The organism is Polyangium mundeleinium, from assembly GCF_028369105.1.
In the GTDB taxonomy this organism is placed as follows: Bacteria; Myxococcota_A; Polyangia; order Polyangiales; family Polyangiaceae; genus Polyangium; species Polyangium mundeleinium.
The window spans coordinates 12260187-12272394 of the sequence record NZ_JAQNDO010000001.1 but is presented as its reverse complement, the minus strand read 5'-3'; the positions used below and the strand labels follow the sequence as shown (position 1 = coordinate 12272394).

Here is a 12208-nt window from a genome sequence, read left to right as displayed (position 1 = left end):
GTTCCCGGTGATCATTTCGTCGAGGCGGGCGCGAGGGGCGGAAAGGTGCCGGCGCGGAAGTCGATACGCACGCTGCCGACGAGCTCCATGCTCTTCGAAGCGGCGATCGAGCGTTCATTGGCGACCCGCACGCGCACGCCGAGCGAGGACGCAGGTTTTGGCGAGGGCGCCGTCGTGCCTGGCGCGGGGCTCGGGGACGAGACCTCGGATTGCGAGATGGTCATCGTCACCTTCGTGCAGATCTGGCCCCCCGTGACCACGATGTTCGGCAGCCCCGCGCGGAGCAAGGCCGTCACGCGCGCGTGGGTGAGCGCCGCGTCCCTCCGGGTCTTCGCAGTCACGAGCGAGAGGAGGTTCGCCTTTTGCACGAACCACGGAAAGACGGCGCTCTGGGACGGCTCGACGAGTTCACTCACGAGCCGGGGCGCGCCGGCCACGTCTTTCGCCACGACGCGATGAAAATGGGCGAGGAAGGCCTCTCTTCGCGACTCGGCGAAATAGACAGGGTCCGGAATCTCCGCGGTCGGGAGCACGAGCAGGGGGAGGACGACCGTTCGGATGTAGGTTTCAACGGTCGTCTGCTTTTCCGCGTCCGTGAGGCCGAGGATCTTTTCCTGATACGCTTCGAGCGGCATTCCGACCTCAGCGGCGAGATCGGCATAGGCCTCGGCCTGCTCCATGGCCGAATCCGTGATCGAGCGGAAGACATCCCGCACGAGCGTCGTCGTGAGATCGGCGAGCGGGAACTCCAGGTTGGTCGTCATGCACGTTCCTCCAAGGCGTCCGCGCGCGGGGCGAGGACGACCACGATCCGGGAGAGCAAATGGGCCGCGCGCGGACGGCGAAGCCCGATACGAACGCCGCGCGCGTGGCAGACGATCGAGGCCGGCATATCGATCTCGATACGCTCGATCGAGACGGGCGCCGGGGCGATGCTTTGGCCCGCCCCGGCGCCCTCGAGCTCGATCGCGCGGGCGCTCGCGCTCGCAGCCTCCCGGCGCAGCGCCTCCACGAATTCACCGAGCTCGCCGTGGTTCATGGGCCTCTTCCCAGGCGCTCAGGGGCCGACGGGCGCTTCCGGATCAAAGGAGGGGAAATAATCCGATCGGAACTTCAGCTCCACCGCGCCCATGATATCGGTGTCGAGGGTCGTGACCGCGGTCTTTTGCTCGTTCACGACGTTGACCTTGATCGTGGAGGACTGCTTGGTCCTGGACCCGCCGAGCTGGAACCCGATGGCGCGCTTCAGCACCGAGCCGCTGAGTCTGCCGCCGATGTGCGAAGTCTGCACCGTGTAATCGGTCGTCGCGCTGCTCGACTGCTGCGCGTCGGATTCGGACGCGGTCACATGGAACGTCATCTTGGTCATGATGCGGCCCTCGGTGATGACGAGCTTCTGCATGCCGAGCTTGAGGAGGATGAGGAGCTTGTCATACGAGGCCTTGATCTCCTTGCGGAACTTCGCGAGCGTGAAGGCATAGAGGCGCGCGGCGGGCATCGTGCCCGCCTCGATGACGTTCGCGTCGGAGATCGTGTGCTCGACGGCGCTCGAATCACCGGTGACCTGGACGGTGGCGACGACGCCCGCGTAATGCGCCTTGAAATCCTCGAGCTTCGCCGCGTCGATCTTGATCACGGTCGGCGTGTAGACGGCACCGGAGCGCGAGAACGTGGTCCACGACGTGTCGGCGAAGGTCGGTCGAACGAAGTTCGCGATGTACTTGATGACGTCGCCCGTGTCGCGTTCCAGGTTGGGGAAGGTGCGCTGCTCGTACTGCTGGAGCGAGCCGGAGACGCTGGCGACGAGCTCGGCGTAGGCCTCGAGCTGCTCCATCGTCGAATCGACGAGCGTGCCGAAGACGTTGCGGACGAGGCCGGACGTGAAATCCACGAAATTGTCGAGCACGGCCTGTCCCTTGAGGACGGCGTCGATCGCCCGACCCGTGGCAGATTCCTCGAGCTTGTTGAGTTCGAGCGGTCCCATGATGAGGATCCTCCAATTCTTCGCAGGCCCGTCCCTCCGCATGAACCCACAACCATGCAGGTACATGGGCGGCGCAAATTCATGGCCATGCCATCGACCACACGGATGGCATTCGCGAAGTCTTCGTCATGAACGAAAAGCATGAATCGGTCAAGACACGAACGTCACGCGAATGGGACATTCTTCGTCCATAATCGGATCGGCAATGCGCGCGGAAGATTCCACGCCGCCGTCGAGGGATCCTGGGAAGCGGAGGTGGCAGGTTCCTGCGGTGCGGCATGCGTCGGAGGATTCGCACCTGCCCCTTGCTCTGCCGCTCCGTTGCGTGGTTCCATTGCCGTCCTCGGGACCGCCGCAATCCATGTTCACATCTCCATCCGACATCGAGACCATCCCCGGGTTCATGGACTGGTTCGTGGGGGAGCCCGATGCGTCGCGCGGGGCGCCGGCCGATGTCGTCGAGATGCACGGCATGGGTTGTACGTTCTCTCGATCGCTCCCCGAAGAAGAGCGGGCCGAGGTCCTCGGCTTTTGGGGCCGCCATGTCGACGCGCACAAGGAATACCGACTGGTCGGGACCCTCTCGATGCCTCTCGCGGAGATCTCCGCGGAGCGCATCGACGAAATCCGCACCTCCGTGTACGGGATCGAGCTCGCAGGCGGGTATGGCGGGCGCTGGCCGAATTTGGAATCGACGGTGATTCTCTATCTGGGCGCGCGTCGCGACGTCGCTGAGAAGAAGCTCGCGGCGCTCGGGCCGAGCCTGTTCGGTAGGCAGATCGTGGACAGGGATGGAGAATGCCTTTTGATCGGGCTTCTCCAGATTCCCCTCCGCGAGTCTTCGGGGACGACCGCCGAGGTCGAGCGGTACCTCGATCTCACGCGCAAAGTGATCCGCAACGTCGAGCTCGACGCCCCACCGAGGTTTTTCGCAGAACTATCCATGATCTTCGACGAGCGCGCTGCGGCCGAGGCCATGCGTCCCCGGTTCGGCGCCCTCGGGCTCGGGACCAAGGTCGTCGAGGTGGTCCACGCATCGGCGCGCCCGAAGGTCGTCGCGTGGCAGTATGGCTGGCTGGCCAAGGCAGGGCGCGTCGAAGCGCGGATGACGGAGCGGGGCTCCTGGTGGAATCGGCTCTTTCGCCGTTGAGGCGCCGGGCTCAATCCTCGCGCACGAGGAGCTTGCGCAAGAGCTCCAGCGGATGGAAGCCGAGCATCTCTTCGAGCTCTCCATGTTGCGCGCTCTTCGCAGCCCGATCCCAAAGCCGCTCGATCGACCCCGCGACCACCCCGCCCGAGTCGACCCGCTCCATCACCTTGCGCATCGCCAGAAACGCCGCGCGGCTCGCGTCGATCCCCAGCGGAATCGCCATCGGAGCCGGGAGCGGCGAAAGGATGATGTCGCGCACGAACGCCGCGCGCGCCCACGCACCCGGGCTCGGGTCCACTTCGAGCGCGCGGAACGTCGCCGTCTCCGCGTAGCAGCCGAACGCGATGGGCCCGACGCGATCCTCGATCGCATGCGACAGGTGCCGGTAGTCGCGCCGCCAGTCCCCCGAGAGCAGGCCCATGTCACCGCGGATCTCGTCGGGGCCGAGGATCAAGCTGATCCCGTCCTGTCCGCGCCGCAGCGCCACGCTCGTCCAGAGCTCGCCGCCCTCGAAGATGCCGAGCACCAGCGCCTTGCCGATCGGGCACACCGCGTCGAGGCTCGTGCGCACCATGCCCGCCGTCGGGATCGGGACGCCGCGCAGGCGCAGCGGCCAGGCCGAGAGGCGGCCCGCCGCGAGCTCGGCTTGCGCGAGCGAGAAGAGCGTGAGCGTCTGCGTCGCGAGGTCGTCGCCTTTGCGCGCGCGCGAAGCGAAGCGCTCCATGATCCGTTCGAGCGTGCCGCTCTCCAGCACGATGCAGAAGCTCGCCTCGTGGCGCGTCGCGAGCTCCTCCGCGGTCATCGGCCACGTGATGTCGTCGATGCCGAGGCGGCCGACGTTCGTGTGCAGGAGCTTGCGGAGGCGGCCGTGGTCGTGGATGGCGATCACGCCGCCGCGCGGGCGGTTGGGATCACGCAGCTCGCCCGTGGTGCGTCGCGGCCGAAAGAGCGACAGGACGCGGACCCAGTCCGTCGCGGTGAACCCCTCGAAGCGTACGTGGGGGGAGAGCACGGGCGCGCAGGGTAGCCCGATGCGCGGAGGTTGTCAGGTCCCGCTCTCGGACGCGGGCTTCTTCTTCTTGCGCTTCTTCTTCTTGCCCTTGTCGTCCTCGGGCTTCTTGGACTTGTCGCCGTCCTTCGGCTCCGCCGAGGCAGGCTGCGTCACCGGCGCCTCGCCCTCGCTCGCGCTCGCGCCTTCCGTGTTCTTGCTGCGGTAGTGCGAGAAGCCGAGCTTTTCGTAGTAGCCAGGCTTGCTCGCCTGTCCGGGCTCGCGGTTCTCGATCGTGCCGCCGCCAGGCTGGGGCTCGGTGACGCCCGGCGTGCGGATGTCGGGGCCCTGGGTGACCACGAGGTAGTCATCCACGACGTACTCGAGGTGGTCGTCGTCCTTCGCCTTGACGTCGAGCTCCTTCGGGCCGGTGCCGACGTTGATGATCTGCGCCGTCGGCGGGTACGAGTCGCTCCACTTGTAACGATGCGCGTGCGCGCCGTCGCGCACGACGCGCGAGCTCGTGGTCTTGAAGCCAGGGATGCCGCGCTGCGCGAGCACGCGCATGCCCTCGGGGAGCTTGGGCGTCTGGCGCTCGACTTCCTCGAACGGGAGGATCGCGTCGATGCGCCGGAAGTACGTGACCGTGTGGCGGCGCTCGGGGCCGAGGATCTCGGCGCGCACGACGCCGTCCGAGACCGTCTCGTGCAGGACGATCGGGAAGTCGAAGGGGTTGCGGAAGCGGAAGCTGATCGTCGGGTAGACGACGGTCGCGTCGAGGCCGAGCTTGATGTAGGAGCTCGGCCGCGAGTGCGGGTACCGTTCGACGATGTCGAGGCCCGCGAAGAAGGCTGCGCCGTGGAGCGTGCCGGAGATCTGGCAGGTGCCGCCGCCGAGGCCGTCGACGAGCTCGCCTTGCGCGATGACGGTCGCGACGCGGTAGCCGTGCGCCTCGTCGCGTGGGCCGACGACGTCGTTGAAGTCGAAGATCTCGCCGGGCATGATCACGGTGCCGTCGAGCTTCGAGGCCGCGAGGCGAAGGTTGTACGTGCGGTCCCGCGTGCGCTCGCCTTGCGTGTAACGCGTCTCGAAGTAGCCGAGCACGTGGCCGAACTGGACGTTGCCCATCTGCTCGGCGCGGCGCTTCGGCGGGACTTTTTCCACCGAGGCCGCGACCTCGTCCGCGCCCTGGCGGAAGGCTGCGTCGATGCGCGCGATCGTGCCGTAGACGTCGAGCCGATGGCCGTCCTTCTCGGGGACGAGTTTTTTCTGGGCGAGGTCGACGTAGGCGTCGGTCGCGGCCGCGTCGAGCTCGCTCTTCAGCGCGAGGAGCTTGTCGACGGCGGCCTCGGCGTCGAGGATGAGCGGCAAGGGGACGTCGAGCGGCTTGCCGGCGTTCGTCGCGTCGTGGGCGCGGCGGAGGGGGCTGTCGGGGCGGACCGCCTCGCGCACGAAGCCGGCGAGGCGGACGCGGTCGATCTCGGCGCCGAGCGCGCCGCGGCGGATCTTGCGGCCTGTGCCGTCGGGCAGCTTGATCGTGATCTCGCCGGAGGCGTACCTGCGCACGAGGTCGAGCGCGTTCGCGACCGGATCACCCTGCATCGGCACGGCCATGCCGGCGACGCGCAGCTCGGGCGTGGGATGCACGACGGGGGCCTCGGGCGCGGGCGGCAGGAGCAGCCACGTGATGCCGAGGCCAGAGGCGATCGCGACGGCGGCCATCGCCGCATACCGTTTCACCTCGGAGGATCGCGGGGCCCGCATCGCCCGGGCATCTTGGAAAGAGAGGGGCGTCGCGTCAAGCGAACGGACCAATGCAATAGAGTTGCAAAAGCATCCGAGGTGGTTTAGAAGGGATGTCGTGGCACGGCGGTTCGTTGGTCGACCGCCGTGTGTCACGCCGCTCGCGGGGGCGCGGGTTCCGGGACCCCTTCTTCCCCGCGCCCTCGCGAGCGTTCTTTTGGCGCAGCGCTCTAACGCGTTTCGTCAGCGACAAAACCCTTCCAGCGCCGCATGTAGTCGACGAACTTCGGGCTGAGGCCACGTTCGAGGAGGTCCTCGGCGCTCATCGGAGGGCGGCGGGGCTCCCACGCCGCGTCGCGCGTGCGGAGCGGCCAGTCGGGGTTCAGGATGCCAGCGCGCGCGAGCGAGACGCCGTCGGCGCCAAGGGCGAGGAGCGACTCGGCCTCGGCGCGCGTCCAGATCTTGCCCGCGACGAAGAGCGGAACGTTCGCCGGGAGAGCGCGGCGGAAGAGCGGGATGGGATGCTCGGCGGGGCGCTTCTTCGTGTTGGCGAAGCTGTCCCAGAGCGAGACGCCGAGGAAGTCGATGCCGTCGTCGCCGAGCCAGCCCGTGAGCGTGAGGCTCTCGTCGAGGTCGAGGCCCTTCGCCTGGCCCCAGTCTTCGGGCGAGATCCGCACGCCGACGAGGAACGAAGCAGGGACGGCGGCACGCACGGCGCGCGTGGCTTCGCGGAGGAGTCGCGCGCGGTTCTCGAAGGAGCCGCCGTAGGCGTCGTCGCGCTTGTTGCCGGTCGCGCTGAGGAACTGGCCGAGGAGGTAGCCGTGCGCGCCGTGGAGCTGGACGCCGTCGAAGCCCGCGCGGTGCGCGCGTACGGCGGCGTCGCGGAAGGCGGCGATCACGCGCTGGATGTCCTCGGGCGTGGCGGCGCGCGGGTTCGCGGGGTCGCCTTCGATCTCGCTCGCGCTCCACGGGCGCGTGCCGGTGACGCTCGCGTCGGCGCGGGCGCCGCCGTGGAAGATCTGGACGATGGAGACGGTGCCGCGCTCGCGGAGCGCCGCGGCGAGGCGCGTGAGGCCCGGCAAGAGCTTGTCGTCGTAGATGCCGAGCTCGCCGGGCCAGCCCTGGCCGTCGAGCGTGACGTGCGCGGCGCACGTCGCGACGACACCGAAGCCGCCTTCGGCCCGCAGGGCGAGCCAGCGGAGCTCGTCGTCGGAGAGCGTGCCGTCGGCGTGGCTCTGCTGGTTCGTCATGGGGGCGAGCGCGATGCGATTGCGCGCCGTGAGGCCGTTGCGAAACGTGAGCGGTTCGAAGAGGTCTTTCGAGGCCATCGTGCGGCGAGGCTAGCAGCGCCGGGGGCACGGGCCATCCTCGGACACACAATGTCCGCGTGCAGGGCATCGTTCATTGAAATGCGCCGGGCGATCCATTAAAGAAAGCAGACGTACCGCGGCTCGGAAGAGGGACGCGGCGAGGGCGGGCCGGACGCGCCGGCTGCCCGCGCTGCGCGGCGCGCGGACGCACGCGTTTTCAACGAGGCTCGCATGAACCTTGCTGCACAGCGCTCGCCCGCGGCGCGCTCGGGCGTCGACGATCGATTCGTCGTCGATGAATTCCTCAGCCTTCGCGGCCGCGCCGTTCGATGGGAGCTCGCCGCATGGTCGGGGGCGATCACGCAGGCGCTCGCCCGGGCGCTCGCGCAGAGCCGCGAGGAGCGGCCCGCGGCGCTCGCCCCGTGCTTCGAGGAGGCCACGATCGTCGCGGGGCACCTCGGCAGGCACGAGGACGCGCGCCGCATCGCAGAGGCCGCGGTTCGCTATTATGCGGTGATCGCGCGGCAGAAACGATCGGCCGAGGCGCTCGCGTTCGCCGTCTCCGCGCTCGTCGGGCTCGGCGCCGCGGAGCGCGCGGCAGGTCGCCTCGATGAGGCGCTCTTGCACCTCGGGCGCGTGCGTTCGCTCGGGCTCGGTGCGGAGATCGGCGCGGGGCTCTTGCGCGTGTCACGCGCGCAATGGGAGAGCGTGCTCGCGCTGGAGCCGGCCGCGGCGCGGACGATCGCGCTCGCGTCGGCGACGGAGGCGCTTTCGGCGCTGCTCGCGGCGCGCAGGCTCGAGGACGTCGTCTCGCTCGCGCTCGTCTCGCGCCGCGGCGTGACCGATCCCCCCGCGCTCGAATGGGCCCGCAAGGAGGCCGCGCTCTCCGCGCTTTGCCACCTCGGCCGCCCCGACGAGGCGCTCGCGCTCGCGGCGCGTTACACTGTGGAGGCCAGCGAGGCGGAGCGGCTCGTCTTCGAGCTGCGCCGCGCCGAGGTGCTCGCGTGTTTTGGTGACGCTTCGAAAGCGCGCGCGCTCGCCGAGGTGGTGCTCGGGCAACTCGAACGCAAATGGCGGTCGCGCCCCGGCACGCTCGAAGACGTGCGGCTCGCCGCGCGCGTGGCGAGGCTCTGCGCGCAGCTCGGCGAGGCGAGCTCGGCCGATTTTTGCTGGGCCACGCTGGCCGAGGCGCTCGCGATCGGCGACGTGCCGCTGCAAGCGGAGCTGCTCGTGCACATCGTGGAGACGGACTGGGACCAGGAGCGGCGCGACGACGCCTCGGAGCTCTTGCGCGCGGTTGCGCTCGGCTCGGGGTATCGATTGCCCGCGGCCGAGCACCTGCTTTCGCCCGAGGACGGACCACGCTCGTCGCGTTCGGCCGACGAGCGCGCGCCTGGCTTCACCTCGCTCGTCGCCTCGCTCTGCGCGCTCGATCCGGGGCGGCGCACGTCTTGATCGGTAGAACGACGCGCCGATCGGTGTAGCATCTGCCTCGGCCCGCCATGACCGATCCCACGACCGACCGAATCACCCAGGGCAGCATGCGCACGTCGAGCGGCACGCCTTTGCCGCTCGAACACACCGACGTCGAGGCCACGATCAACGGCCCCGTCGCGAGCGTCACGCTGAAGCAGCGTTTTCGCAACACGACGGGCGGACCCATCGAGGCCGAATACCTCTTCCCGCTCCCGCACGAGGCGTCGGTGCACACGATGCGTTTTCGCATCGGCGCACGAACGGTCGAGGCCGTCGTCAAGGAAAAGGAAGAAGCGAAGCGCGCCTACGAGGCCGCGCGACGCGAGGGGCGCAGCGCGACGTTGCTCGAACAGGATCGGCCGAACCTGTTCACGCTGAGTGTCGCGAACATCCCGGACGGGGAGACGATCGAGGTCACGCTCGGGTATCAGGAGAAGCTCGCGTTCGATGAGGGCGAGTGGCGTTTCGTGTTCCCGATGGTCACGACCGAGCGTTACCACGCGAGGACGGCCGCCGAGGTGCCGGACGCGGGGGCGATTCGCCCGCCACGCGCGGCGACGGGCGAGCGGAAAGCGGACGTGAGCGTCTGCGTGGAGATCCGCGCCGGCGTGCCGATCGAGCCGCCGCGCTCGCCCTCGCACCGGCTCGACGTCGAGCCCCTCGAAGGCGGCGCTTTCCGCGTGAAGCTGCACGCGTCAGAGACCGTCCCGAACCGCGATTTCGTGCTCGCCTACCAAGCACCGCACGACAAGGGCGTGCGGCCTCGGGTTCATTTCGAGCGCCAGGCCGACAAGATGGGCACGTTCCTGCTCGTCGTGACGCCGCCGGTCGCGCCGATCGAGGATCTCTCGCTCGCGGAGGCCGGCCCGGGCGGCGATCACCGTACGTTCCGCTGCAACAACTGCGGCGGCGCGCTGCGGGATCCTTCGGTCGTGAAGGAATGGCCGGGCCTCGGGCCGGCGTGGAAATGCGAATATTGCGGCGTGGTCGTGGCGGCGACGCGCGAGCTCGCCAAGGTGGGGCTGCCGCGGGACGTCGTCTTCCTCGTCGATCGATCGTGCTCGATGCGCGGCCAGAGCCTCTCGCAGGCCCGGCGCGCGGTGCGCTTGATCCTCGATCACCTCGGGCCGGGCGATCGCGCGCAGGTCTTCGCGTTTGATCACGACCGGATCGCCGCGGACAAACGAGGCGAGACGTTCGTCCCGATCACGAAAGAATGGGTCGAGGAGATCGACGTGTTCCTCCGGAGCATGACGGCGCGCGGCGGCACGGAGCTCGAAGAGGCGCTCATCCGCGCGGCGAAATTGCCCACCGAGAAGGGGCGGACGCGGCTCGTCGTGCTGCTCACGGACGGCGCCGTGGGCAACGAGGGGCGGGTCTTCCGGCGCGCGCCGGAGATCCTCGGCAAGGAGACGCGCCTTTACGTGCTCGGCGTGGGGCCTTCCGTGAATCGGTATCTCGTCGAGCGGCTCGCGCGGGCGGGCGGCGGCGCGAGCGACGTGCTTTTGCCCGGCGAGGACGTCGAGACCGTCGTGCCGCGGTTCGCGCGCCGCGTTCGCCAGGCCGGCCCCGTGCTCACGAACCTGCGTTTGTCCTGGGACGATGCGATGCCCGTGGACGTGTATCCGAGCCCGGTGCCCGAGCTCTTTGGGGGACAAACCGTGCAGCTCCTCGGGCGTTTTGCCGGGTCGGGGAAGAGCCGGCTCGTGCTCACGGCGGAGCGCGCGACGGGCGAGCCGTTTCGGCAGGAGGTCGACGTGGAGCTGCCGGAGCAATCCGATCAGATCCCGGGGCTCGAACGGCTGTGGGCGAAGCTTCGCATCGACGCGCGTTTGTCGCGGCTCGCCGAGGCGCCCGGGGAGGCGGCCGAGGTGCGCCTGGAGGTGCTCGCGCTCGCGCTCAAGCACAAGCTCCTGAGCCCGTACACGGCGCTCGTGGCCGAGGACAGCGAGAAACGTGTCGAGGGGCCCGCGAAGAAGGTGCAAATGGAGGCCGTGGCCTCGCACGCGGACGGGGGCGAGGACGAATTCGAGGAGGAGGCGGAAGATGCGCCGGTCGCGGAAGGCGCGGGGCCGTTCCCCGAAAAGGCGAGGCGGGAGCGAGGGGGCGGTGGCATGGATAGGCTCTCCGCGCGATCGCTCTCGTTCGGGGAGGAGCGAGAGGAGAGCACGCGCGCCGGCACGATTCGGAGCTCTGCCCCGCCCGTGGCATCCGCCGGCCCGCGTGCTGCGCGACCCTTGATGGCCAAGGGCGCCCCGCCCCCCGCGCCGGGAGCGCCTCCGCCGCCCTCCCCGGCGTTTGGCGCGCCGCCCGCGGCCAAAGCGCCGCCGCCACCCGACTTCGCCTCGGTCGAGGCGTCCAAGTCCAGGGGCGGAGGGTTTTTCTCGAAGGTGAAGGAAGCCTTCGGGATCGGCGGGAAAGCAAAAGAGGAAGCGGCGTCGGCGACGATGGACTTCATGCCGATGGAGGACCGCGAGGTGGCGGACGACGACGCGCTGTCCATGCCGCCCAAGCTCGCGACCCTCGACGCAGGCGCCCCCGCCCCGAAACCGGCGTCCGCGCCCGCTCCGGCGAGGCCGGCGCCGCAAGGCCGCTCGCAGAATGCGCCGTCGCTGCAATCGAACGACTCCGAGGCGTATTCACCCGAAATGATCGCCCGCGTGGCGAGCGCCGGGGTCGGCGAGCTCGATCTCGTGTTCCTCGTCGACGAGACGGGGAGCATGGGCGAATACATCGAGCAGGTGAAGCGCAGGCTCGTCGAGATCATCGACGCCCTTCGTCACGCCCCGCTCTGCCGCAGCCTGCGCCTCGGCCTCGTGAGCTACCGCGACCATCCCCCGCAGGATCGCTCCTTCGCGAGCCGGGTCGTGCCCCTCACCGCCGATATCGCGTCGATCAAGAAGGGCGTCGAGCGCATGGAGGCCTCGGGCGGCGGCGACGGCCCGGAATCGGTGACGGACGGGCTCTTCGACCTCGTGCGGCTCGATTGGCGGCCCCGCGCGGCGCGTGTCGTCGTCTGGGTCGGCGACGCGCCGCCGCACGGCGTGGAGCCTTCCGGCGACGCCTTCCCCCAGGGCTGCCCTTGCGGGCACCACTGGTATGCGCAGGCCGAAAACGCCCGCGAGATGGGCATTGTCATTCACGCCGTCGGCTGCCTGCCCACGCTGCGTCAATACGTGGGCGCCGAGGACGTGTTCAAGACGGTGGCGCGGACGGCCCGCGGCCTGTATTTGCCGCTCGAACGCGCGAACCTCCTCATCCCGATCATCACCGGCGTCGCCGAGACCGAGCTCGACAAGCAGCGCATCGAGGAGCACATCGCGGAGGTGCTCGCGAAATACGAAAAAGAGCTCGTCCCGGCCGATCAGGAGGAGCGCGTCCGTTTCGTGACCGACGTCCTCCGCCAGGGAAACGTCCGCCCGCGTGGCCTCGTGTACGACCCTTCGATTCCTGGCCCCTCGCCGCTGCGCTTCCGCGAGATCACGCTCGCCGACGTGGAAGAGGGGATCGAGCGGCTCCGCAGGATCGCGCGTACCTCCCTGTAAAAACCATTCCAC

At 69.2% G+C, this 12208-nt stretch carries 9 protein-coding genes; 3 read left to right on the top strand and 6 right to left on the bottom strand.

What is annotated here, in order from left to right; genetic code table 11:
* Positions 1-11 precede the first annotated feature (11 nt).
* The 3 genes from POL67_RS48570 to POL67_RS48560 are packed head-to-tail and all read right to left on the bottom strand — an operon-like array spanning position 12 to position 1984.
* Positions 12-764, bottom strand: a complete 753-nt coding sequence (locus POL67_RS48570; protein ID WP_271928948.1) for a hypothetical protein — start codon at positions 762-764, stop codon at positions 12-14.
* Entirely contained in the window at positions 761-1039 is a 279-nt protein-coding gene (locus tag POL67_RS48565; protein WP_271928945.1) for a hypothetical protein, read from the bottom strand. The genes POL67_RS48570 and POL67_RS48565 overlap by 4 nt, the downstream gene beginning before the upstream one ends.
* Positions 1040-1057: 18 nt before the next feature.
* Positions 1058-1984, bottom strand: a complete 927-nt coding sequence (locus tag POL67_RS48560; RefSeq protein ID WP_271928942.1) for a hypothetical protein — start codon at positions 1982-1984, stop codon at positions 1058-1060.
* Between the two features lie 361 nt (positions 1985-2345).
* Between POL67_RS48560 and POL67_RS48555 the strand changes: the two genes are divergently transcribed.
* Positions 2346-3134, top strand: a complete 789-nt coding sequence (locus POL67_RS48555; RefSeq protein ID WP_271928940.1) for a hypothetical protein — start codon at positions 2346-2348, stop codon at positions 3132-3134.
* A 10-nt stretch (positions 3135-3144) separates the two neighbouring features.
* On the opposite strand, the gene POL67_RS48550 is transcribed toward POL67_RS48555, so the two are convergent.
* From POL67_RS48550 to POL67_RS48540, 3 genes are all read right to left on the bottom strand, one after another.
* The gene (locus POL67_RS48550) at positions 3145-4146 is read right to left on the bottom strand and encodes a hypothetical protein (protein WP_271928939.1); all 1002 of its coding nucleotides are present in this window, start codon (positions 4144-4146) and stop codon (positions 3145-3147) included.
* Positions 4147-4179: 33 nt separating this feature from the next.
* Positions 4180-5886: a VanW family protein gene (locus POL67_RS48545; RefSeq protein ID WP_271928937.1), complete on the bottom strand. Its 1707-nt coding sequence runs from the start codon at positions 5884-5886 to the stop codon at positions 4180-4182.
* A gap of 209 nt (positions 5887-6095) precedes the next feature.
* Positions 6096-7193 (bottom strand): oxidoreductase, encoded by a 1098-nt coding sequence (locus POL67_RS48540; RefSeq protein WP_271928935.1) that lies wholly within the window; start codon positions 7191-7193, stop codon positions 6096-6098.
* 213 nt (positions 7194-7406) lie between these two features.
* On the opposite strand from POL67_RS48540, the gene POL67_RS48535 reads away from it, so the two are divergent.
* Together POL67_RS48535 and POL67_RS48530 are read left to right on the top strand one after the other, a co-directional pair.
* On the top strand, positions 7407-8630 hold the full coding sequence (locus POL67_RS48535; protein WP_271928933.1) for a hypothetical protein: 1224 nt from the start codon (positions 7407-7409) through the stop codon (positions 8628-8630).
* A gap of 47 nt (positions 8631-8677) precedes the next feature.
* A complete protein-coding gene (locus POL67_RS48530) occupies positions 8678-12196 on the top strand; it encodes a VIT domain-containing protein (protein WP_271928931.1) in 3519 nt (1172 codons plus the stop codon).
* Positions 12197-12208 lie beyond the last annotated feature (12 nt).